Here is a 23,155-nt window from a genome sequence, read left to right on the forward strand (position 1 = left end):
AAGGAATCAGAGCGCAGATCTGATTTGGAGAATGGGTTGAAACCTGGAAGAACATTTTATGAAGAAATCTACAATATGTGAATGAAATAGAAACGCTCGGCTGAGGTGTTGGTAGCGCTAATGAAGATTCGAGTTTACAAGTAGGTCTATCCGGTTTAAGATGGCGTGAGCCGTTTAAGGTATATAACAACAGGATTAAGTATTAAAATAACGGTATAGCTGATTAGATGACATCGACAGAAAAGAGGGATTCCGATATGAAAGTAGCGATTTTTGGAGCGACCGGAGCGATTGGTAAGACGATTTTGTGGGAATTGATGGATCGTGGGCATGAAGTGACCGCGGTGGTGCGTGATCCGTCCAAGGTAGAGATGGTGCATGAGCGCTTGCGTGTGGAGCAGGGGGACGTGCTTAACCCGGATCAGGTTGCTGATTTTGCAGCGGGACAAGAAGCGGTAGTGAGTGCGTACGGGCCGAAGTTCGGCGAACAAGAGGAACTGCTGGAAGTCACGCGTTCACTGATTGAAGGCGTGCGCCGTGCAAACGCTGGACGTCTGGTTGTTGTTGGCGGGGCAGGCAGTCTGATGACCGATTCAGGCGAGATGCTGATGAATACACCCGGATTCCCCGAGGAAATCAAACCTCTTGCGCAGGCTCATGCGGATGCTTATGGACTCCTGGAAGAATCGAATATTCACTGGACGTATATGAGTCCGGCGGCAACGATTACTACAGGGCGGAGGACAGGTCAGTTCCGGATTGGCATGAACCGTGTCATTACAGATGATCTGGGTGAAAGCAGCATCTCTGTGGGGGATTTTGCCGCAGCTTTGGTAGATGAACTCGATGATCCGCAGTTTGTTCAAGCGCGGTTTACGGTAGGGTACTAACTGAGGATAAATAGGCAAACGGGATAATTATAGAAGATGCAAGAGATAAGACAGGGTAAGCTCTTTGCGCAAAGTGAGTATGATGGTGCATTGCTAACCGGCAGGACACTGTAATGGGACAAACCATGAGTGAGCGGAGAACCGATGAGACATGAATGGAAGGTAAACTCATAAGCCCTGTATGATCAGAAAACGAGTGACACACCATTGATCGGGAAGCTAATGGCAATGTAACACTTATGAGAATGGAAGACCCATGTGTGATGCTCTAGCAGTGCTATTCATAACGCGACCGGGGAGGGATAAGTGTTGTTTATCGTAACTGCTGATCAGATGCGCGCTGTGGACGAGTATACGATTCAGCAGCTTGGCATTCCTGCGGCCAGTCTGATGGAGAATGCAGGCAGAGCTATTGCCGAGGAAGTTATCAAGCTGTGCCGGGAAGGGCAAGAGGATGGTAGTCGGGAGGATCGTGGCTGGGGTGAAGGCGGTCATGCGAAAGGTGATGTAGCACGGCACAGAAACATCGGTGAAGTTGGGGGTGGCTGGCCTGATCGCGGCCAGCGGAAAGAGGCGGCGTGGCGGGCGCATACCGGGCCCGGCGACCGCGTAGGTTACGGGGGCGACATCATCGCCGATCCGGCGCTGGTGATGGCGCATCCCGGTGATCAGCATTGGTACATGCTGATCGGGAAGGGCAATAATGGCGGCGACGGGCTGGTTGCGGCGCGCCATTTGGTTGAAGCGGGGCTGGGCGTGACGTTAGTCTACGCCGATGCCCCGGAGGCACTGCGGGGCGAAGCCGCAGTGCAACGGGATGCCGCCGCGAAGCTCGGCATCCCTGCCGTTGTCCACGGGCGCGAAGCCGTGGACTTTAGCCGGTGCACGGGCATCGTCGATGCGCTGCTGGGCACCGGCTCGCGGGGGGCGCCGCGCGGAGCATACGCGGCGCTGATTCGCACGGCGAACGACAGCGGTAAGCCAGTCGTATCCGCCGATGTGCCAAGCGGGCTGGACGCCGACACCGGTGAGGTGTACGAGCCGTGCATTGAAGCCCGGGTAACTGTATGCCTTGCGCTGCTTAAGCGTGGTCTGGTACAGTATCCGGGCGCTTCTGCCGCGGGGCGCATCGTCGTGCGTGCCATCGGCATTCCCGCGCGCCTTGCGCCAGAGCATGGCCCCTCGGTCCGTCTGTTGACGGACGAGGTACTTCGGGGTGCGCTGCGCGTAGACACAGGCCGTCGCCGGGCACCGGACGGCCACAAGGGCACCTACGGCCATGTATTGCTGGCCGCTGGAAGCATGCCGATGAGCGGCGCTGGCCTGCTCTCGGCCAAAGCCGCGCTGCGCGCTGGTTGCGGGCTCGCCACATGGGCGCTACCCGCGGCACTGTTGCCGCATGTCATCGGCACCGTGCCCGAGCTCATGCTCGCTGCTGCAGCCGATGGCGCCAGCGGCGAATGGAACGCGGCTTCCGCCGCAGCGGTGCTGCGCCTTGCGGAGAGCCGCGACGTGCTTGCGACCGGCCCGGGCCTTGGTCGCTTCCAAGGCGACACCGACTGGCTGCGCCGTCTGTGGCAACAGACGGATTGTCCGCTCGTCATCGACGCGGACGCCCTCAACATGCTGGCAGATGCAGGCCCGGATGGGCCACGCACCTGGGGCCAGCGCAGTGCGGCGACCATATTGACGCCGCACCCTGGCGAGATGGGCAGACTGCTACGCATGTCGACCCCCGAGGTGCAGCGTGACCGAATTGCACACGCTGCACGGTACGCCCGCGAGCAGGGCGTGACCCTTGTGCTCAAAGGAGCACGAACGGTCATCGCAACGCCTTCCGGCGAGGCGTACATCAACACCACCGGCCACGCCGGCATGGCAACGGGCGGCGCAGGAGACGTGTTGACCGGCATCATTGCCGGTCTGCTCGCCCAAGGGCTAGACGCGGAGCAAGCCGCCGCGTTCGGTGTATACCTGCATGGACAGGCCGCCGAACGGGCAACATTGCGGCGAGGTGATCCTTCCTCCCTGCTGGCAGGAGATATTATCGATGCACTGTAGAGATATGTTCAATCCAGCGTGCAAGATCATACGGAAGCCTTAACCTTTAAATACGTACCACATGAAAGTATAAACCTATCAAAAAGGAGCCCGCCATCATCTCGAGGGGCTCCTTTTTCATATGAAGTGAATTTATATATGATAGACAATCCATATATCGTTGTTTTATTGGAAGCATCGAGCCACTAATCCGAAAACCTTGCTACAGTATCAACCCAACTCATCAACCCAACCATCGCACATTCCGTAGCTAGACTCATCAACCCAACCATCGCACATTCCGTCAGCTCAACTCATCAACCTAACCATCGCACATTCCGTCAGCCCAACTCATCAACCCAACCATCGCACATTCCGTCAGCTCAACTCATCAACCCAACCATCGCACATTCCGTCAGCCCAACTCATCAACCCAACCATCGCACATTCCGTCAGCTCAACTCATCAACCCAACCATCGCACATTCCGTCAGCTCAACTCATCAACCCAACCATCGCACATTCCATCAGCCCGACTCATCAACCCAACCATCGCACATTCCGTCAGCCCGACTCATCAACCCAACCATCGTACATTCTGTCAGCTCAACTCATCTACCTAACCATTGCACATTCCGTAGCTAGACTCATGAACTTAACTTTCCCATATACCATCAGCTCAACTCACCAACATGACCTATTGCCTACTCAAGTGTTGACGGAACAACGTTTCTTAGCGGCAATCGCATTCTTTTTCAAGGTGAACATTTCTAACGATCATGAGAAACCTTATTTGGCACATATTCACCCGTTTTATTTTCTAACGATCACAGGGAAGCTTATTTCAATCATTTATTATAAAAAGGAGCATTTTTCTTCCATTTTGGCCCAAATAAGCTCTCTGGGGATCGTTAGAATTTCAAACGACTCAGAATCATGCAAATAAGCTCATCTGAGATCGTTAGGATAAACTTTCGCTCACCTATCGCTCACATAGATTGTCAGAACGTCTTTCAATTTATCCAGATCTTTAGTCATTTCAGCCTACTCAGAGCGCATATATACTGCAATTCCATTAATTACTTTACTATGCGGTTGAAAGGCTATCTATCTCATCCGCCATATGACCAATCGATAAATGATGCGGTCACTCTGTGCGGGCGAACGATCACTGGTTTTGACGTCCCCGCTCGTGAAGATGAGATGAGCCACTCGTGAAGCAGAATTGGTCTTCAAAATTGATTTTCGAAGCGTCCGGTTTGATGCCGTTGACGCCAGCTAACATAGACGAGAAGCCCTTCACGCCCGTCGATTGCAAAAGGCGAGGCGTGGAGAGGACGGAGAGTCATTTTTCTCAGCCCAGCCATCAACAAATTCCCTCTTAAAGGATGGGGTACGTACATCTCGTACAACCATCTTGTACAGCTATCTCGTGGACTCCTCTTACAGACGGAAACGCTGGAGTTCCTGATGCATCTCGGCACTGATATCACGAAGTGACTTGACCTTGATACTGGCTTCGGAAAAAGAGCGTTGTTGCTCCGCGGTGGAAGCGGTGATTTCTTCACTGCTGGCTGCAGATTGCTCGGTGATGGCACTGATATTTTCAATCGCTTGTTGCACCTGTGAACTAAGTTTGCTGGATTGTGTCATGTCCTCGGCAAGCTGCTGAATGCCTTCGCTGATGCGCTCCACACTCTCACGGATCGCCGAGAAGGATTGCTGCGTCTGACCCGTGGCGTGTTCCTGTTCGCCAAAGAGTTGCATGCTTTGCAACACGGAAGTTTTTACTTTTTCCATCGAGGCTGTAATCTCGTTAACGGCGGCATAGATATGTTTGACGGATTGAGCAGACTGCTCGGCCAGCTTGTTCACTTCTCCAGCCACAACAGCGAATCCGCGTCCGGCTTCTCCGGCACGTGCAGCTTCAATGGAAGCGTTCAGGGAAAGCATGGTGGTTTGCTTGGCAATCTCGGATACATATCCCGTCATCGTTGTAATACGAGCTGCGCTCTCTTCCAGCTCCAGCACGGTCTGTTCCACTTCGGACATGGCGTGGCGATTTACTTCGGCGAGTCGCAACTGTTCTTCAATCGCTTTGTTTCCCTCTTCCACTGTGGTTAGAACATCGCGTCCATCCTTGGCAGATTGGGCGGTGGCCTCCAGATTATGGTTAAAGGTAGACTGCATTTGGTCTACGACCATAACCGTTTCGCTGAGATCCTCCGCAATTTTTTGACTGCCAACGGACAGCTCTTCTGTGGTACGTGACACCTGCTGTACGATGGCTTGTACCGTATCATTACCGCGATCAATATCCTGAGCCATCTGATCCACTCGTTGCCCCGCCGTGTCAATGGATTGGATGATTCCGCGAATATTATTCGTCATTTGCCCAAAAGAACGGCTCAGATCATCCAGTTCATCTTTCCCCCGAGGTTCCGGCAGCGTTTGGGACAGGTCACCACTGGCAATATGCCCGGCAGCATCCTTAATCAGACGAATACGCTTGGCTATCTGACGTGATGTGTACATATTAAAGAGCATGACGGCGATGAACAAAAGCGCAGCTCCGCCAAGGGCAATCTGCCATGTCTGCTGGATGTCACTCTCCAGATCGAGCGTATATTGGGTGTAGCGCTCCCGTGTTATCTCATTCAGCGAGTAGATGTCGTTCTGTATGCCTCGAACCCGGGCACTGTAACGTTTAGCTTCGGCACTGTCCATGTTGCTCATCGCTTGGGTTGCACCCTGATCCAGTGCTTGCAGCTTCGTTTGAACCGTTTGGATGAGTTGTAGCTCCTGATCCGTTTCCAGCAATCCACCTTTGAGTTCCTTAATCATGGCTTGGCCTTCTTTTAAAAGAAGCAGTACAGCTTCCTGATTGCCTGCGGTCATCGAGAAGGAGTAGACATCCAGTGCCTGCTGGGTCTGAATCTGGTTGGAGTTCAGCTCGCTTACCTTGAGCATGGCAGGTACCAGATTTTGATTTTTTGCATTCATATTTAGCAGTTCCATAATAATATAAGCGACCAGCGCAAGGCATAGAAGCAGTGAGATCAGAGCGTTGACAATAAGTTTTCCCTGTAATTTCATATGCTAACCTCCTCGAATCGTGGGTTATGGATTCACTGTAATTTTGATTTGACCCGAAGAAATTTTGGCTTTCAGATCATCGAAGGTCCGCTGTTGTTCATCACTCAGCGTGATGTTATGTAGCGCAGTCAAGCCTACAGCATTCTCGGCGAGTCCTTCTACGATTTCCTTTTTCGGGAAGGTATGTTTGTTTTCGATAAACGACTTCACGGCGTTGTAGATGGAGACATCCACATTTTTTAACATAGACGTAAGAATTGCTTTTTCCGCCAAAAAGAATTGATCCGTATCTACACCAATGGCATATTTGCCGAGGGATTGAATCTCATTCAGTGCGCCGACACCGGTAAGACCAGCGGCTACATAAATCACGTCAGCACCTTTTTCCTGAATCATTTGTTCTGCAAGCTGCTTGCCCAGATCGGCATTTCCAAAATCGCCGGCGTACACAATATCTACTACGGCTTCCGGATTAACAGCCAGCACACCCTGTTTGAAACCCTGCTCAAAATTTTTGAGCACCGGAATCTCCATTCCACCCAAGAAACCAACATGCTTCTCTTTGGAAGCCATGCCTGCGATTACACCTGCCAGATAGCTGCCTTCCTCCGCACGAAATGATATGGAAGCAATGTTAGGCAGGTCAGACGTACTGTCAATCAGAAGGAATTGCTGGTCAGGATATTTGGCAGCGACCTTTTCCATATCTGCTTTTACGGTATCGCTGAGTCCAATAATAAGGTCGAATTTATCTTTGGAAAATTCCTCAAACGAAGCTTCGGCAGTTAACTCCTTGCTTGGTTCACGATAGTCAAAAACTATGCTTTTCTCGTCTCTGGCTTTGACCAGTCCGTTAAAAGCCGCATCATTAAAAGATCGGTCTCCCAGACCAACCTCTGTAAGTACAATCCCGACTCTGGTCTTTACGTCAGTGGTAGCTGTTGTAGAGCCGGTGGAACAAGCCCCCAACATGATCAGCGTCAGGGCCATGAGTACGGTGATTCCCATCCGGATGTACAACTTTGTTTTCATTGAGATGCCCTCATTTCTGTGTGCTTTTATGTATTAATCTGGAAATATACTGGAAGATGGATGACCCTATCATCTATGCAACGAGTTTTTCCCTTTATCTATATCGGTGAAAAATGCCGTTACTTTATGATCTATAATGAAAATTTACAGAAATCTAAGTCTATTTCATGGATTATACATTGTTTTTACAATTATGTTGTTTAATCATTCTTATAAGAACTTATAAGCGATTTGTGAAAGGTAACATGCAAAGAAATGTTATTGGCTAGACAATTCAATATGATTTGGATGGGGATTTAATTTACAAATGTTGTAATCTCTTTTTCTTAAGTCCAAAGTGAGAAAGAGGCATATATAGATTATTGTATTTTCGTGTGAATAAAAGGGGTATTTTTATTTTTATTGTCGAATTGTATATACAAAATCACTTAATTATGAGGTGATTATTCTAAGAGAATGAATAATGAATTGGAGGAGTTATGAATTCAACACATTGGCTCATCATCATCATACTACTTTTAATTCTCTTACTTGCTCTAAACTGGATAATCAATTACATGAGTGGTAAAGAAAAGGAAACCCCGCCTTCTCTTAAGGTTAAGATATGGCTTATTCCTTTATTAGCTTCTTTGATCATCTTGCCTATGATTATTTTTATAACATTGTACAGTTTATTTTTTTATAGCTTCGAAAAAGTTAGTCATTTTATTCATTTTGATCAAGTTGGAGATTTAATTGTTTTTTCTGTGCTTGTCATGATTGGATTTCTTCTTTTCGAGACTTTGGTTCATCCAGTAATTATTACTATCATAAATTATGGATTCAAGAGACAGGTATCTATATATACTCGTAATACGATTACACTTGTCATAGATAGCATAATTATTTACATTTTAGCTTCGAGTTTTAATGGTATATATATATCTGATTACTGGTCTGCACTCTCCATAGCGGTTTTTTATCAAATTATCGACTGGGGATTAGTGCTAATATTGAATGTTGTGAAAAAAATGAAAAACAAATGAGGCAGATACTACATGAATTCTATACAGTAAAACCTCATCCCTTAAAAAAGAAACCTAAACACTGTAGAACTACTAATAGTGTTTAGGTTTCTTTTTTAAGTCTTTTTATCTACCACGCCGCAATCGATCCGTCCGTCCGGCTTTCCGTTCCTCCGCATAACACACCTGTATCCGGGTTGCGCCAGATGATCTGCCCCCGTCCAAACTGGGAAGAGTCCAGCTCGGTTTGGATATCATGTCCTTTGCGAGCCAGCGCTTGCGCAATGTGAGGAGGGAAGCCTTGTTCGACTAGTATCGTTTTGTCTTTGATCCACTGCCAGCGGGGGGAATCGAGTGCGGCTTGCGGATTCAGATGATGATCAAGCGTATTCATAATGACCTGCACGTGGCCCTGAGGCTGCATAAAACCGCCCATGACCCCGAATGGTCCAACGGCTTCACTGCCTTGTGTAAGGAATCCGGGGATAATGGTATGATAGGTGCGTTTGCCCGGTTCAAGTGCGTTGGCATGCTGCGAGTCCAGAGAGAAGTTGTGTCCGCGGTTCTGAAGTGCGATACCCGTGCCTGGCACAACCAGACCTGAACCGAAGCCCATATAGTTACTCTGGATAAAAGAAACCATGTTGCCTTCGCCATCCGCTGCAGCCAAATACACCGTTCCGCTTCCGCGTGGATCACCTGCCTCGGGTGCACGTGCGGTATCCCCAATCAGCTTGCGCCGTTCTGCGGCGTAGGCTTCGGACAGCAACTCTTCCACGGATACGCCCATTTTTCGTTCTTCCGTGATATATTTTTCACCATCGGCAAAAGCCAGCTTCATCGCTTCCAGTTGCCGGTGATAACTCAGAACGGATTCCTTCTCGGCAAAGTCGAATCCCTTCAGCAGATTGAGCGCGGAGAGGGCGATGAGTCCTTGCCCGTTCGGTGGAATCTCCCATACATCATAACCCCGGTAGGAAACGGAGATCGGATCAACCCATTCCGGCTGAAAAACCTTGAGGTCATCCCGTGTCAGGTAACCGCCGTGCTCAGCCATAAAAGCATGAATGCGCTCCGCCAGTTCTCCTTCGTAAAAGTCTCGCGCTTCGCTCTCGCCAATCCGGCGCAACGTGGCCGCATGGCCCGGCGAGCGCCATAGTTCCCCCGCCGCGGGTGCACGCCCGCCAGGGGCAAACGTCTCAAACCATGCACGCCCTGCTTCCGCATCGCCCTGGCGTGCATAGACCTCGGCTGCCCGTGCCCAGTGGCGGGCCAGCCCCGGCGCAAGCGGATAACCTTCCTCCGCGTAGCGGATGGCCGGTTCCAGCACTTGCGCCAGCGTGAGCCGTCCAAACCGACGGCTCAGCTCCGCCCAGCCCGCCGGTCCGCCAGGCACCGTCACCGGCACAACCCCCAGCTTCGGCATCTCCGTATAGCCTGCCGCCTGAAGCGCCTCAATCGAAATGCTCTGAGGCGCAGGGCCACTGGCATTCAGGCCATGTAGCTTGCCCTCCGTCCAGACGAGGGCAAATGCATCGCCACCAATGCCATTGGAGGTCGGCTCCAGCACGGTGAGTGCTGCCGCCGTGGCGATGGCGGCATCGATCGCATTGCCGCCTTGTTTCAACACATCCAGACCAGCCTGCGCAGCAAGTGGCTGCGACGTGGCGACCATGCCTTGCTTGGCGTATACCGGCACACGGTACGAGGAATAAGGTTGGTAGAGGGGATCAAAGTTCATTCGTCAATCAGCTCCTTGTCGCGAGATGTCAGATTCCGTTGTCTAACCGGAGTGTTGCTTCTAACCTTTTTCGCAGCAAGATAACCATTCTCCTGCCAAACCATCCAAATCCAACCTGACACTCTCGGGTAGATCCTCCTCAACGTTGCGCAGATCACAGATCATTCTCAAGGTTTGCCTACCGATGGATATCGGTAACGTGATAGTTCTGTGCCACTATAATTACGTTGTCACCATATCGCCGCCATTAACATGGATGCATTCCCCAGTGACATAGGAGGAATCACGTGATGCCAGATAGACATAAGCCGCCGCGAGTTCATAAGGTTGACCTGCTCGCCCCAGAGGCGTATCTGTCCCAAAAATCTGTACATCCTCAGCCGAGAAACTGGCTGGAATAAGCGGAGTCCAGATGGGACCCGGAGCCACAGCATTTACACGGATGCCTTTGTCAGCCAGTGATTGGGAGAGAACACGAGTGAGGGAGACGACGGCCCCTTTGGTGGATGAATAATCGATTAATCGCACATCTCCTTTGTAGGCTGTAATGGAGGCGGTGTTGATGATGGACGACCCTTGGCACAGATGGGGAAGGGCAGCTTGGATCAGGAAGAAATACGAGAATACATTTGTTTGAAACGTATGATAAAGCTGCTCTTCGGTGATGTCGACAATGCTCTGTTGCACATACTGCACAGCGTGGTTGTTGACCAGTACATCGATTTTCCCGAACGTTTCGATGGTCTTGCGAATGACCGCTTCACAGTTTGGTTTTAGCCGCAGATCCGTCTCGATGAGCAGACAGCGCTGACCCAGCTCCACGATTCGGTCACGTGTCCATTCCGCGTCGGTTCTTTCATATAAATAAGCGATCACAACATCTGCTCCTTCTTTGGCAAAAGCAATGGCCGCCGCCCGCCCGATACCACTATCGCCGCCTGTGATGATCGCAACTTTGCCTTGCAGTTTGCAGCTGCCAATATAAGCGGGGTCTTCACTGATCGGTTCGGGAACCATCAGTGATTCCAGACCGGGTTGCTGATCCTGGTGCTGGGGCGGAAAAGCTAGCTTCTGTGGTTTACATACCGTCTTCTCACCGTAAAATGGATAGACAGGGTTCATGGTTTGCATATCCTCCTCGAACGTTCCTTGATAAGCCTACCCTATGCATTCTCGCGGAAAAAGATGCAGTTTGGCCGTGCTATCAGCTTGTTTTCTATGGGAAATATATACCATAATAAGGGAGTAACTCTTTAAATTTGGTGGAGGTGTCAGGGGCCCTATGAACATTCAAGGAATTAATCATTTGTGTTTTTCCGTATCGAACCTGGAGCAATCTATTATGTTCTTTGAGCAGGCTCTCGGTGCCCGAATTCAGGTGAAAGGACGCAAGCTGGCCTACTTCGAACTGGCGGGTCTTTGGATTGCTTTGAATCAGGAGGATGTCCTCCGTAATTATACGGAACGAACCTATACCCATATCGCGTTTACGGTAAAAGAAGAAGAATTTGACGCATCCGTGGAGCAACTGCGAGCTGCAGGAGCCGATATTATTTCTGGAAGAGCGAGAGATGAGCGGGATGGGAAATCGGTTTATTTTACAGACCCGGACGGGCATTTATTTGAACTACATACAGGTAGCTTGAAGCAGCGGTTGGACTATTATCGCGAGGACAAACCGCATATGACCTTTTATACGTGAGAAGTCGTTAGAAAAGAAAACGGAATTAAAGCTCACATATCTATTGTGAAAACAATGGAATAAACGATAAACTGGACAAATAGAACCTTAATTTACCAATGTTAAATTCATGGGTTTAATCTTAAGGAGGTTTGTCATGATTCAGTTTCCGAAACCGGATGTAGAGCAGTATTTTCAGACGTATCGTATTTCGCATTTTGCCATATCAGCGGACGAGAAGAAGCTGTATATGGATAGCAACCTCAATGGTCAGCCGAATATTTGGGCGATGGACTTACCGGGAGGGTATCCGTATCCGCTGACGTATTTGAACCAAAGCAGTCAATTTATTAAAGCCGATCCGCAAGGGCGTCATGTGCTGACCGCCTTTGATCGGGATGGCAACGAAAACTATCACCTCTATGCACTGCCACCGGAGGGGGGAGTTCCGCTTCCGATTGTTCCGGCAGATCCGAATGACCGCTGTTATTATGCTCACTTATCGGAGGATGGAAAACGGCTGTATTATAACACCAGTTCAGGCAATCCGAATTATATAAATGCACGCCTTCGTGACCTGGAGACTGGAGAAGACGAGCTGTTGTATCAAGGGGAAGAGGTAACCAGCAGCCTGACTGCAGTAAGTCCCAATGAAGAAGCCTATGTTATTTTGAAATTGTACTCCAATACGTATCAGACTGCTCATCTGCACCGGAATGGGGAATCTCATGCCATCGTACCGGTTACGGATCGGCAGAGTCAGGTTCCATATGTTCTGTTTGCAGGTAACGATCGTTTGTTGCTGATTACGAATGACAATGCAGCGTATTCCTACGTCGCAGAGTACGTCATTGCTACAGGCGAGTTTCGTGCATTGTGCCACATTGAAGGAGAAGATGTAGAAGAAATCCGCTGGCATGAGGCATCTGAAACGTTATATATCTGGACACTGACCGGCCCGGAGTATCATATGTATGTGTTGGAAAAAGATGCTGAAAATCCTCGCCGCATGGACATGCCCCTTGATACAATTGAACAGGTAAACGTGACCAAAGCCGGTAACGTGTACATTCTCGGACGTGGTGCTGTGCAACCGCACAATATCTACCGTCTTGAAGCAGGCTCGGAGTCCTGGGAGCCGTTAACAGCCAATCGGGTCACGGGTCTGAGCGCGGATGATCTCGTATATCCGGATGTGGTACGGTACAATTCCTATGACGGGCTGGAGATTGAAGCATTGCTGTTCAAAGCGAAGCCGGAGCAGGCGAACGGATACAGTGTATTCTGGCCACATGGCGGGCCGCAGGCATCGGAAGCCAAATTTTTCCGTCCGATGTTTCAGTTGTTGCTTGCGCAAGGGTACAATATCTTTGCTCCGAACTTCCGGGGTAGCACGGGATATGGTGCTGAATTTGTAAAAATGGTTGAGCGGGACTGGGGCGAAGGGCCGAGACTGGACTGTGTTGCAGGTATTCAGTGGTTGTTCGATCAAGGGATCAGCTCGCCGGAACGCTTATTTGTAGTAGGTGGCAGTTACGGAGGATACATGACCCTGCTGCTTGCAGGTCGTCATCCGGAGCTGTTCCGCGCAGCCGTCGACATCTTTGGCCCATGCAATCTGTTCACCTTCCTGGAATCTGTGCCGGAGGACTGGAAGCCGATGATGGACAAATGGCTCGGTGATCCGGTACGTGACCGTGAACGCTTAACCAAGGATTCCCCGATTACGTATCTGGATCAGATGGTGAACCCGATGCTAGTCATTCAAGGGGCCAATGATCCGAGGGTGGTCAAGGCTGAATCGGATCAGATTGTAGCTGCACTTCAGGAGAAAGGCGTAGATGTCGAGTACATCGTGTTGGATGATGAGGGCCATGGTTTTTCCAGAAAAACGAATGAAATTTTAGTTTATCGTAAAATGATCGAGTTTTTGCAAAAGCATCAAGAGACTCCTGTTGCACAGGTTTAATTCGAATGATTTGATCACCATAGAATTCAGTGGATCATTCAGGTGAATGCGTCAATTGAATTAGCATGTAATATGGGTATTATATAGGAAACAAAAAATAGCCGGTGATCCTTAGGATCGCTGGCTATTTTTGTATCGAGTTATCACATCAGGGGTCGTCCACTACTATTGATTCAGACCATCGGGCAGTTCAGTCCAGTAAAGAGAGTACCTTCTCGATATACTGCTCTGCCCACGGAGCAAAAGGTAAATCGGCTTCCCAGGTCACTTGTCCGGTCGCCTTCGCTTCACCCCACCATAGAATACGTTGATACAATAGGTGAATAAGAAGGCGTGAGCGAAAATGTTTACATTTTTCTACATCGCCTGCACAGACGTTTTCCCGGTAATGATGGAGAAATCTCGCAGCCAGATCAGGCCGGCCTTCCCGTAGGTATCTTGAAGTCATTTTCGTCAGATCGGCTGTGCCATCACCAAAATAAGCCGTCGTAAAATCAAATAATCCACTGATTTTCCAAGGTGATGCAGGCAGATCTCCTTTTTGGACAAGAAAATTCTCAACCTTGAAATCTCCCATGACAAATTCATGAACCGTCGAGATTAAAAAAGCAGATTCGGATTGCCTCAATTGCTCATCCACCCAGCGTACATCATCGTCTGTAATCACGGAGTACTTCTCCGCATCGTGCAACCAGTGGCGGATGCTTCCATACAACCAGTCCAGATACGAGCCGGCAAAAGGCATGATTTTGTCTGCCACCGGATCGTATTCTCCGGCATCCGGAACTTTCCAGTGATGCAGTTCGGCTAACGTTTCAGCCAGTACATCTGCAATTTTTTCATGATCTTGTGGAGTCAGAGTCGTTTGAAAAACAGGATCATACAAATGGCTTCCAGACAACTTGGGCATGATTACGTAACTCCACCCCAATAGCTGCGTGTCCTCCTGAATCTGATAGGGAACAGGAACAGGGATGCTAGCGCGAGCGGCCAGTTGCTCCACAAAAAATTGCTCTTCCTGAAACTGTCCGTTGTACAACGGATTGCCCTTCAGAATAAACTCACCTTGCGTAGTTTGAATAAACAAGGTTTGCCCCATCACGCCTTCAGCTGTCCGCTGGAACTGGACTAACACTCCGAGATTGAAGTAATCCAGTGCCTTCTGCAGACTGTGTTCCGTGACATGACCGAGACTATTGGAAGCAAAGTAGATGCGAGTCGTCATATAAGGGCTCCTTATCTTCTGTTTAGTCCAGCTCCGCTCTTGAAAACAAGTCAAGAATAAGATCGCGTTGCTCACATGCCTGCTTGAACCCGAGAATAAAGGATATGAGTGCATCTTTGTCATCTGTATAAGCACAGAACATATCCGCTTCCGGATCGAAACGAATCACCGAAGTCAGATGTGGCATCTTTTCTTCAAGGAACACGGATGCGAGGGAGGCCCAATCATATCCACCACCTTCAAAACCTTCATCTGCACGAGAGTCAAAGACATCCTGAAGATATGTACCTGCATTCAGAATCACGGAATAGGAATTGGTTCCTGCATCAATGAATCTAAAAGGAGCGATGGCTTCTTGAGAGAATGTTGAAACGCTTTGGTTCTTAGTGAATACAGCAGTAATTGCTTGTTCTTCATCAAGAGAGTCAGAGCCTTCCTCGTCAAGCAAATCAAAATCCTCTTCATCCAGTAAACCCCGAATGAAAACTTCGAAATTAGGTGCCAGATAGGTGATTTCATAATCACTCTCCTGATCCACATGAACGACACAAGGTTCGCTTTGAGGGCCGCAGAAGCGATAGTCCAGCATGACGACATCATGACCGGCGGACGGGCAATCACAGATGACAACCCCGAGGTCGGGGTATCCCCAGTCTTCGATCATAAAGCGACTGCCGAGCTCTCCACCAAGGGAATACATCTTGTCCCGTCCAATACCCAAGATGCTTGTAATGGCGATATGATTCTCTGCCCAACTTGTACCCTCTTGAGTCGGGAACGTTGTGCGCGCAGGAAAACCGCCATTTTGCGTTTTCATCAGCTGAATATAGGAAGCAGGCAGTTTGTAGCCGAGTTCCTGTTCAATAGATTGGATAAGTTCTTCGTCAAAAGGTGCTGACACATGGTTGTCTCGTGCATAATCGCTATACCGCCAGAATGTTGCTGGATCATATGTGCCTGAAGCAGCCTGGAGCTGGTTTAGTGTTCCGCTTTGCTCCCACTCGGCCTGCTCCGTCTCCCAGCGAGTGCGATCCCGATCCATTTTAGCTGCTTTGGGGCGAATCCAGTCCAAAAATTCCAGGGTAGAGTCATCGTTAGGCTCAAGTCGATTAGCTTCCTCAAAAGCGGCCTGTGCCAGCTTGTATTCAGCGACGTAATAGTAGGCATAACCTAACCGGAAGTGCCATAACGGATCGGATACGCCTTGTTCCTTGACTTCGTTTAATAGCTGGATGGCTTTACGATATTCATCCAGATTGTTATAGGCTCTTGCGAGCTGTCCGATCGTTTCGGCATCCTGCTCGGATTCGGGTAATGCCTCAATACGTTTTACGATGAGCGCATAGTCTTCCTGTTCGTGCCAAACATTAATCTGTTCCAGCAACTCTCTATCCATGATTAGACCTCATTTCATCGTGAAAGAATAGGAAACTCTACCCACTATTTTACAAGGTTTAGAGACAAAAAAACACTCTCTCACGCGGGTAGCTGTAAAGCTTCCCAGCATGAGAGAGTGTGCAGTGTTAGACGTTATTCTACAAATCGTCAAATCCGTTATCGTCTCCGACTTTACCGTAGTTACGGGACTTGGCTTCGAAGAAGTCTGTTTTCGTTGCGTTCAGCGCTTCGTCGGAGAATGGTTTGATCCAAGGCATGCAGTTCACGTCGACGCCTTCATATGCCTTTTCCATACCCATCAGACGCAAGCGTTTGTTCGCCGTGTATTTAATGTAATCTTCCAGTTCGTTCAGGTCGATGCCGCGAACGTTGCTGAGTGTATAATGAGCCCAGTTTGTTTCCAGCTCAACTGCGCGGTCAATCGTTTTGTACACGTAGTCCATGTTTTCCGGTGTGTTCAGTTCAGGGAAGTCTACCAGCAACTGTTTGAATACCTCCGCGAAGAAGTAGCAGTGCTGATTTTCATCCCGCTGGATATACGAGATCATCTGGCTGGTTGCCATCATTTTTTGGTCACGTGCCAGGTTATAGAAGAACGCAAATGTACTATAGAAGAAAATACCTTCCAGAATCAAGTCAGCAACCATCGCTTGGAAGAACGTCTGTGGAGACGGGTTGTCCCGGAAGCTTTGGTAGATATCCGCGATGAAACGGTTGCGGTCCAGTAACACTGGATCATGTTTCCAATATTCGAAAATCTCTTTCTGCTCCTGATCGGAAACGATGGAAGACAGAACGTAGGAGTAGGATTGGTTATGCACAACTTCCTGTTGTCCGATAATGGCAGAGATCGCTTCAAGGGAAGAGTCGGTAAAATAACGTTTTACGTCACCAACAAACATCGTTTGCATGGAATCCAGTACAGCCAGCAGGGAGATGTTAATTTTGAACGTACGTTTCTCTTCTTCGTCCAGTTGGGCAAACTGGGAAGCATCCTTGGACATTGGAATCTCGTCAGCGATCCAGTGGTTAAGTAGCAATACTTTGTACAATTTGTACATATGAGGCATACGAATGTCGTTCCAGTTCAGGATACCCGAGCATTCACCTTCAATAATACGTGTCGATTGGTTAGGCGCTTCGGTATTGAAAATTTTCTGTACTTGCATAATCCGTTCACTCCTTGAATGAATTTACACTATATAACAACGATGACAGAACAAGCTTGTACTGTTTTGGCATATATTGAACATCTTGCGATGCTGTGGTCAGGTTTTGGGCAAAAAAGAACCAGGGCAACGCTATTTTGCATTCAAAACAGGATGCCCCGGTGGTCATCATGATCAGCGTGACAGAATGGAAGTGCCCATATCCATCACGATGTTACCATTCTTATGTGGATCAGCTTGCGCAGGAATCACATTCCTCGATCGTTAACGCACGGCTTCGAACATAATAGGTCGATTTCATGCCGGCTCTCCAAGCGTGAAGGTGCAATTCCAGGAACTCCGTCGCTTTGATATCAGGACGAACATACAGGTTGAAGCTTTGACCCTGGTCAACGTGACGTTGACGGGCTGCCGCCATGTTGATGGAAGCATGTTGATCCACCATAAATGCCGTTTTGTAGTACCAGATCGTTTTTTCGGACAGATCCGGTGCCGGGTTGGCAATTTTGTATGTTGTTTTCTCTTCATAGGACAACAGCTCATATAGTGGATCAATACTTGCTGTTGAACCGGCGATGATGGATGTGGAACCGTTTGGTGCGATCGCAAACATCCATGCGTTACGTACGCCGTTTTGTTTCACTTGCGCTTGCAGTTCTTTCCATTGATCTGTAGTTACAAATTCGCCTACGCGCTCACCCGTTGTGTACTCGCGTTGATCGAAGTAATGACCGCTTTCCCAGTCGGAGCCTTTGAACTTCGGATAATGTCCTTTTTCTTTGGACAGTTCCATGCTGGCTTGAACGAGCAGGTAGTTAATTTTTTCGTACAGATTATCGTTATAGGTGACAGCTTCTTCGGATTCCCACCGAATGCCTTCGAGCGCAAGCAGGTGATGCAATCCGAATGTTCCCAGACCGACAGCGCGATACTGACTGTTCGTGTATTGGGCTTGAAGCACCTCAATGTTGTTGATGTCAATAACGTTGTCCAGCATACGAACCTGAATCGGAATCAGACGCTCCAGTACGTTATGAGGTACCGCGCGAGCCAAGTGGATCGAGTTCAGGTTGCAGACCACGAAGTCACCAGGCACTTTGGAGATCACGATGCGTGTCTGACCATCTTTAGTCACCAGTTCTTCTTTTTCCACCACGGTAGCGGATTGGTTCTGCATAATTTCGGTGCACAGGTTGGACGAGTAGACCATGCCATGTGCGCGGTTAGGGTTCGAACGGTTAACTGTATCACGGTAGAACATGTACGGCGTACCTGTTTCGAGCTGTGATTTCATGACACGTTTCATGATGTCGATGGCTTGTACCGTAATACGGGACAACAGCGGATGATTCACGGCTTCTTCATACTTCTCGCGGAATGTACCTTGACCCTTCGTTTCGTCGTAGAAGTCTTCCAGACCCAGTGCGCGGCCATTCTCATCTTTCCAGCCCATCACTTTTTTCGTCTCGTGCGGGCAGAACAGGCTCCATTCACCACGACTTTCGACACGCTCCATGAAGAGGTCAGGCAGGCAGATACCGTGGAAAACGTCATGCGCACGCATCCGCTCGTCACCATTGTTCAGCTTCAGGTCGAGGAACGCCAGGATATCTTTATGGAAAACATCCAGGTAAACCGCGATCGCACCTTTACGTGTTCCGAGCTGATCCACGCTCACGGCTGTGTTATTCAACTGGCGAATCCAAGGGATAACGCCTGAACTTGTATTTTTGTGACCACGGATGTCTGAACCACGCGCTCTGACTTTACCGAGGTACACGCCGATGCCGCCGCCCATTTTGCTCAAACGGGCTACGTCTGTATTGGAATCAAAGATCCCTTCGAGAGAGTCATCTACGGTGTCGATGAAACAGCTGGAGAGCTGTCCGGCTACCTTTTTACCTGCATTGGACATCGTCGGCGTAGCTGCGGTCATGTACATGTTGCTCATCGCCCAGTATGCTTCTTTCACCAGATCCATACGCTTCTCGGCAGGTTCTTGGTGCATCAGGTACATGGCGATAACCATGTAACGCTCCTGCGGCAATTCCATGACTTTGCCATCAAAATCGTTGGCGAGGTAACGCTCAGCCAGTGTGAGCAAACCGATATAATCGAAGAGCAGATCGTTGCGATAGTCAATGCACTCCGCAAGCTCGTCGATCTGTTCCTTGGTGTAACATTCCAGCAACTCTTCCCGATAGATGCCTTTTTTGACAAGGTCAACGATCAGTGGATGGAATGCGCCGTAAGGCTCGTCCGGGTAGGATTTGTATCTGCGGTTGGTTGCCGCTTTTTTGTAAAGGGAAGTAAGCAGGGATCTCGCTGCTGCAAATTTCCAGTTCGGCTCTTCTTTCGTCACCAGTTCCAGAGCGCTCATCATAAAAGCATTGCTGATCTCATCTCCGGTAACTTCGTCACGACGAAGTTTGCTCGTTACTCCGCGAACCAGACGTTCCTTGTCGAGCATGTCCAGTCCTTCCAGGATACGGTCGGCATACACCGAGATACGCATCTCGTCAAAGGCAAGCTGGCGATTGTTCGGCTTGGTCACAACTTGTGGCATGAATATTCCTCGCTTTCACATGATAAAAAGATAATGATAAAAATAAATTAAACAATTCTTTGAAAATAAGAATTGGAGGTCTACAACGGTGAGTATAAAACGGATTTTGCGGACTACAGTGGCGGTAACCACATACGTTTGGGATGAAATCATGCGACAAGGAGTGGACAGAACCTGCTCATACAAAAAGCATTCCCTTGCCTTGCGGCTGAAAATGCCCATTCATGTTCTGGTTTTTTGACAGTCTTATCATATGCATGCCTTCGACAGAACAAGTTGCTGTATGTAAGCTTTTGTCTGATCATTTCATACCTGTGAATATAGGTAACGGACGCAGTCCAAACAGCCCCGTTAACCTCCATGCCAGCCCTGTCTTCGAGAAAGCGATTTACACCTACAGGGACGTGCCTTTGGAGGTGATTTCATCTAGTTTTTCGAGTGATTCCAGATGCTGGATATAAGAAGTGGGGTATCCCGTTTCACTATATTTTGTTGTTGTTATACTAATGTACCCCAACATATAGTGTTTGTAAACAGGGGGGAAACCATAAAACGTAATTCCGAGTATACCATCTAAGCCAAGAATCCGCAAAGGAAAAGGACTGGAAGATTTGAAGATTCTGCGAAAAAAAATTTGCGAGATTTAGAATGACGTCATCACGTCAGTTTGAATTGGAGTACTTTAAACTGTTAAAATAAAATGAGTCAAAACTCGACTAAAACTTGAGCGGCAACGGTTCAAACGGGGCCCAGAGGAGGCAGTGCGAAGTGGCAATTGCAGAAGTAACCGTCATCCCGATTGGAACAGGCACGACCAGTCTGAGCAGTTATGTAGCAGACATGCAAAAGATATTGGAAAGGCAACGTGGCGTTACATACCAGTTGACTTCGATGAGCACCATCATTGAAGGTCCGCTGAACGAAGTTTTCACCGCTATCGCGGCTTTGCATGAAGCTCCGTTTCTGTCAGGAGCCCAGCGTGTCTCCACATCCGTGAAGATCGATGACCGGCGTGATAAACCGGACGCCTCCAGTATGCAGAAGCTGCAATCCGTACAGGATAAGTTAATTTCGCTGCACGACAGGCCGAATTGAGAAACGGCATAAAACCATTTTACGCGGCAAGTCCCATTAGGGGCTTGCCTTTTTTGAGTTTTTGACAAAAAGTGTCTCAAAATACGTGTTGCTCTGCTCTATATCAAGAATGATAAGCCGGTTGCCAAATGCAAACCGGGTATCTACGTTTTTTCAAACTTCGTCATGTATCCATTACACCAAACAGGCCTGCTTAAACTTAATTAAGCTGGCCTGTTTGTCCTATTCTTGGTTTGTATTATTCAGCAACGATTAAAGAGGCACCCATTATAGTTGAATTGGTGTATCCGCCACCAACATTATCGAAGGAGTAGTTGGCGATAGGTACAGCAATGACAGTGGCATAGTCCCCATCAAGCAAGTCTCCGGTCGAGGCAGGATATATGGCTGTAGTATAATTACCGTAATCGTCCTCTAGTAACAAGATAGAAATGGGTGATCCCAGTGAATTGTCTTCTTCCACCTGAATAACCTGTCCACTTATTTGTACAAAGTTCTCGTAGTAATTGGCTACATTTTTATTGAGATGTCGGGTGGTCACATCGGCTTTAACAAGTCCTTTTACCTTTTTGCGAAGCTCAGCAGTATCTGCAGGGAACAGGTCGGTATGTTTTGCGAGATAATTATAAGATACCTGCTCCATCACGGCTGTCTCAGATGAGACGGAAGATGTAAGATCGTTAAAGAAGTCAGCAGCAGTTGCTGCGCCCGATGAGTCTGTAGCAGATGTCGTTACAGCTGTTTGCGCCAGCGGAGAAGTAATATTCAAGGAATCTAGAATATCACTCACTTCATCTGAATGATATGAATCTTTGCCATAAGTTAACGTTAAGGTATACAGGTCTGTATTTGTCGGGATCATGTACTGAACTAGAACTACATTGGTTCCTGAGGAATGAGTGTAACTCCCTTCAAGTACACCAGCATTGATGTCTTTATAAGGCTTGATGCTAAAATTGGTCTTTTTATAATCTGATATGCCGATAGATGCACCATTCTGTACATAATAGTCCGCTGTGTTATTAGCAAATTCCTCAGGGTTGATTGAACCTGATGTATTGGCTTCGATCGTTAAATTAATGTTATCTGCAAACTTCTTAGTTCCTGATTGGTCTGAGAACGCGCCTTTCACCGCTGCGTGCATTTGACTAGTATCTACACTTTTCCATGACTCCGGATACGAGAACGAAAACCCTTCACCGTTATATGTAGTATATTTTGTTTCTTTAGCTTCAGCTTTGACAGTTTCGGTAGCATTCGTTGGTTCCGAGGGCTTGTTGTCAGCTGTTTTCGTTGTTTCCGAATTACCACAAGCGCTGAGCAATACAGTTAAAGCAAGAATCATAACCGGTTTTTTCATTTTTCTAATCCCCTAGTATGCTTTCCCATCGGTTGGGTTTTTTTACTCCGGTCATCAGGTGAAATGCCAAACTCTAGAATTTGTACTTGTTATTCTTCAAAATAAATGTTGGTCATTTGTAGGTTACTTACTCAATCAGACATTTAATGATTGATATTGAATGGTTCAATCTAAAAACTACTGTACTTTGTAATAATGGATACATTGCTCAAGACAAGCCAGAAATACTCCTTTCCGCATAGATTTTAGAATAACAGCCCTTCTTAATAAAGGGATAGCACATATCCCAATATAAGGAACATAAAGGCCACAAATCTAATAAATTATAACACTATGTATTAATTAAAGTAAGCGAAAGACAATAAAGGATGTATTTATAAGCTCAATTAATACTATTCTTCCTGGTGAAAAATGTAGTTAAAAATAGAAGTCAGCCCATTTTACATCTGCGCCCGGTCGGTTGCGCGTCCGATGCATATAGTGAACTGTACCTCAAATCAAAGGAGGGTTTTACATGAGTGGAGTAGTTGGTGGATACGGCGGTGCATGGACATCGACTGGCGCGATTCTGGTTCTCTTTATCTTGCTGGTGATCATTTCTAAAGCATTCCTGATCTAATAAAAGTTTATAGTAAAATTCGCACGTAGGGGAGGGTTTAAGATGGGTGAAGTAGGAGGAATCGGATACGGCGGCTGGACTTCCACTGGAGCAATCCTGGTGTTGTTCATTCTGCTCGTGATCATCACTAAGTCGTTCTGGGTATAATGTGTAGTGCTCTGCCGGGTAACCGGCAGGGTTTTATGAGACTGGACAAGCTTCGTTGAGGAAGGGGCTAGTTCGATTTTGGGCACTTGATAGAAGGGAATATGAGAAATAATAGTGGCATAAG

Annotated in this window: 18 protein-coding genes; 8 read left to right on the forward strand and 10 right to left on the reverse strand. The window is 48.1% G+C overall.

Features of this window, described 5'->3' with window-relative positions; all coding sequences use genetic code 11:
* The first annotated feature begins 257 nt into the window (after positions 1–257).
* Positions 258–890, forward strand: a complete 633-nt coding sequence (locus Q9R46_RS20980; RefSeq protein ID WP_145333972.1) for an NAD(P)-dependent oxidoreductase — start codon at positions 258–260, stop codon at positions 888–890.
* A gap of 309 nt (positions 891–1,199) precedes the next feature.
* Positions 1,200–2,951 (forward strand): NAD(P)H-hydrate dehydratase, encoded by a 1,752-nt coding sequence (locus tag Q9R46_RS20985; protein ID WP_311281634.1) that lies wholly within the window; start codon positions 1,200–1,202, stop codon positions 2,949–2,951.
* Between the two features lie 1,421 nt (positions 2,952–4,372).
* Here the strand turns inward: Q9R46_RS20985 and Q9R46_RS20990 are convergent.
* A complete protein-coding gene (locus Q9R46_RS20990) occupies positions 4,373–6,025 on the reverse strand; it encodes a methyl-accepting chemotaxis protein (protein ID WP_311281635.1) in 1,653 nt (550 codons plus the stop codon).
* A gap of 24 nt (positions 6,026–6,049) precedes the next feature.
* Complete coding sequence (locus Q9R46_RS20995; RefSeq protein WP_311281636.1) at positions 6,050–7,057, reverse strand: BMP family lipoprotein; 1,008 nt, start codon at positions 7,055–7,057, stop codon at positions 6,050–6,052.
* Positions 7,058–7,614: 557 nt separating this feature from the next.
* Here Q9R46_RS20995 and Q9R46_RS21000 point away from each other — a divergent pair.
* Positions 7,615–8,082: a hypothetical protein gene (locus Q9R46_RS21000; RefSeq protein ID WP_311281637.1), complete on the forward strand. Its 468-nt coding sequence runs from the start codon at positions 7,615–7,617 to the stop codon at positions 8,080–8,082.
* A gap of 109 nt (positions 8,083–8,191) precedes the next feature.
* On the opposite strand, the gene Q9R46_RS21005 is transcribed toward Q9R46_RS21000, so the two are convergent.
* The 3 genes from Q9R46_RS21005 to Q9R46_RS21015 all read right to left on the reverse strand — a co-directional run bounded on the left by Q9R46_RS21005 (position 8,192) and on the right by Q9R46_RS21015 (position 10,924).
* A complete protein-coding gene (locus Q9R46_RS21005) occupies positions 8,192–9,802 on the reverse strand; it encodes a gamma-glutamyltransferase family protein (RefSeq protein WP_311281638.1) in 1,611 nt (536 codons plus the stop codon).
* A complete protein-coding gene (locus Q9R46_RS21010) occupies positions 9,799–9,924 on the reverse strand; it encodes a hypothetical protein (protein WP_311281639.1) in 126 nt (41 codons plus the stop codon). Before Q9R46_RS21010 ends, Q9R46_RS21005 begins: the two co-directional genes overlap by 4 nt.
* A gap of 100 nt (positions 9,925–10,024) precedes the next feature.
* Positions 10,025–10,924 carry an SDR family oxidoreductase gene (locus Q9R46_RS21015; protein WP_311281640.1) on the reverse strand — a complete coding sequence of 300 codons (900 nt, stop codon included), beginning with the start codon at positions 10,922–10,924 and terminating at the stop codon, positions 10,025–10,027.
* A gap of 160 nt (positions 10,925–11,084) precedes the next feature.
* Here Q9R46_RS21015 and fosB point away from each other — a divergent pair, with 160 nt between their 5' ends.
* Both fosB and Q9R46_RS21025 read left to right on the forward strand, forming a co-directional pair.
* Entirely contained in the window at positions 11,085–11,504 is a 420-nt protein-coding gene (gene fosB / locus Q9R46_RS21020; RefSeq protein ID WP_311281641.1) for a metallothiol transferase FosB, read from the forward strand.
* Between the two features lie 136 nt (positions 11,505–11,640).
* Positions 11,641–13,452 (forward strand): S9 family peptidase, encoded by a 1,812-nt coding sequence (locus Q9R46_RS21025; protein ID WP_311281642.1) that lies wholly within the window; start codon positions 11,641–11,643, stop codon positions 13,450–13,452.
* Positions 13,453–13,642: 190 nt separating this feature from the next.
* On the opposite strand, the gene Q9R46_RS21030 is transcribed toward Q9R46_RS21025, so the two are convergent.
* The 4 genes from Q9R46_RS21030 to Q9R46_RS21045 all read right to left on the reverse strand — a co-directional run bounded on the left by Q9R46_RS21030 (position 13,643) and on the right by Q9R46_RS21045 (position 19,810).
* Positions 13,643–14,677, reverse strand: a complete 1,035-nt coding sequence (locus Q9R46_RS21030) for a phosphotransferase family protein (RefSeq protein WP_311281643.1) — start codon at positions 14,675–14,677, stop codon at positions 13,643–13,645.
* A gap of 22 nt (positions 14,678–14,699) precedes the next feature.
* Positions 14,700–16,073, reverse strand: coding sequence for an Imm51 family immunity protein (locus tag Q9R46_RS21035; RefSeq protein WP_311281644.1), 1,374 nt, complete (start codon positions 16,071–16,073; stop codon positions 14,700–14,702).
* 139 nt (positions 16,074–16,212) lie between these two features.
* Positions 16,213–17,244 (reverse strand): ribonucleotide-diphosphate reductase subunit beta, encoded by a 1,032-nt coding sequence (locus Q9R46_RS21040; RefSeq protein ID WP_090918646.1) that lies wholly within the window; start codon positions 17,242–17,244, stop codon positions 16,213–16,215.
* A 232-nt stretch (positions 17,245–17,476) separates the two neighbouring features.
* Entirely contained in the window at positions 17,477–19,810 is a 2,334-nt protein-coding gene (locus Q9R46_RS21045) for a ribonucleoside-diphosphate reductase subunit alpha (RefSeq protein WP_311281645.1), read from the reverse strand.
* A 768-nt stretch (positions 19,811–20,578) separates the two neighbouring features.
* On the opposite strand from Q9R46_RS21045, the gene Q9R46_RS21050 reads away from it, so the two are divergent.
* Entirely contained in the window at positions 20,579–20,905 is a 327-nt protein-coding gene (locus Q9R46_RS21050) for an MTH1187 family thiamine-binding protein (RefSeq protein WP_145333946.1), read from the forward strand.
* Positions 20,906–21,143: 238 nt separating this feature from the next.
* On the opposite strand, the gene Q9R46_RS21055 is transcribed toward Q9R46_RS21050, so the two are convergent.
* Positions 21,144–22,265, reverse strand: a complete 1,122-nt coding sequence (locus tag Q9R46_RS21055; protein ID WP_311281646.1) for a PsbP-related protein — start codon at positions 22,263–22,265, stop codon at positions 21,144–21,146.
* 514 nt (positions 22,266–22,779) lie between these two features.
* On the opposite strand from Q9R46_RS21055, the gene Q9R46_RS21060 reads away from it, so the two are divergent.
* Together Q9R46_RS21060 and Q9R46_RS21065 are read left to right on the forward strand one after the other, a co-directional pair.
* On the forward strand, positions 22,780–22,884 hold the full coding sequence (locus tag Q9R46_RS21060) for a hypothetical protein (protein ID WP_017690880.1): 105 nt from the start codon (positions 22,780–22,782) through the stop codon (positions 22,882–22,884).
* A 42-nt stretch (positions 22,885–22,926) separates the two neighbouring features.
* Entirely contained in the window at positions 22,927–23,031 is a 105-nt protein-coding gene (locus Q9R46_RS21065; protein ID WP_222128662.1) for a YjcZ family sporulation protein, read from the forward strand.
* Positions 23,032–23,155: the final 124 nt, after the last annotated feature.

Origin of the sequence: Paenibacillus sp. RRE4 (assembly GCF_031844205.1) — a bacterium.
In the GTDB taxonomy this organism is placed as follows: domain Bacteria; phylum Bacillota; class Bacilli; order Paenibacillales; family Paenibacillaceae; genus Paenibacillus; species Paenibacillus xylanexedens_B.

Coding starts and splice junctions, on each gene's coding strand:
- Q9R46_RS21045 (WP_311281645.1), bottom strand. CDS start 19,810: ATGCCACAAGTTGTGACCAAGCCGAACAATCGCCAGCTTGCCTTTGAC.
- Q9R46_RS21000 (WP_311281637.1), top strand. CDS start 7,615: ATGAGTGGTAAAGAAAAGGAAACCCCGCCTTCTCTTAAGGTTAAGATA.
- Q9R46_RS21040 (WP_090918646.1), bottom strand. CDS start 17,244: ATGCAAGTACAGAAAATTTTCAATACCGAAGCGCCTAACCAATCGACA.
- Q9R46_RS21030 (WP_311281643.1), bottom strand. CDS start 14,677: ATGACGACTCGCATCTACTTTGCTTCCAATAGTCTCGGTCATGTCACG.
- fosB (WP_311281641.1), top strand. CDS start 11,085: ATGAACATTCAAGGAATTAATCATTTGTGTTTTTCCGTATCGAACCTG.
- Q9R46_RS20980 (WP_145333972.1), top strand. CDS start 258: ATGAAAGTAGCGATTTTTGGAGCGACCGGAGCGATTGGTAAGACGATT.
- Q9R46_RS21015 (WP_311281640.1), bottom strand. CDS start 10,924: ATGAACCCTGTCTATCCATTTTACGGTGAGAAGACGGTATGTAAACCA.
- Q9R46_RS21035 (WP_311281644.1), bottom strand. CDS start 16,073: ATGGATAGAGAGTTGCTGGAACAGATTAATGTTTGGCACGAACAGGAA.
- Q9R46_RS21025 (WP_311281642.1), top strand. CDS start 11,641: ATGATTCAGTTTCCGAAACCGGATGTAGAGCAGTATTTTCAGACGTAT.
- Q9R46_RS21005 (WP_311281638.1), bottom strand. CDS start 9,802: ATGAACTTTGATCCCCTCTACCAACCTTATTCCTCGTACCGTGTGCCG.
- Q9R46_RS21055 (WP_311281646.1), bottom strand. CDS start 22,265: ATGAAAAAACCGGTTATGATTCTTGCTTTAACTGTATTGCTCAGCGCT.
- Q9R46_RS20990 (WP_311281635.1), bottom strand. CDS start 6,025: ATGAAATTACAGGGAAAACTTATTGTCAACGCTCTGATCTCACTGCTT.
- Q9R46_RS21060 (WP_017690880.1), top strand. CDS start 22,780: ATGAGTGGAGTAGTTGGTGGATACGGCGGTGCATGGACATCGACTGGC.
- Q9R46_RS20995 (WP_311281636.1), bottom strand. CDS start 7,057: ATGAAAACAAAGTTGTACATCCGGATGGGAATCACCGTACTCATGGCC.
- Q9R46_RS21065 (WP_222128662.1), top strand. CDS start 22,927: ATGGGTGAAGTAGGAGGAATCGGATACGGCGGCTGGACTTCCACTGGA.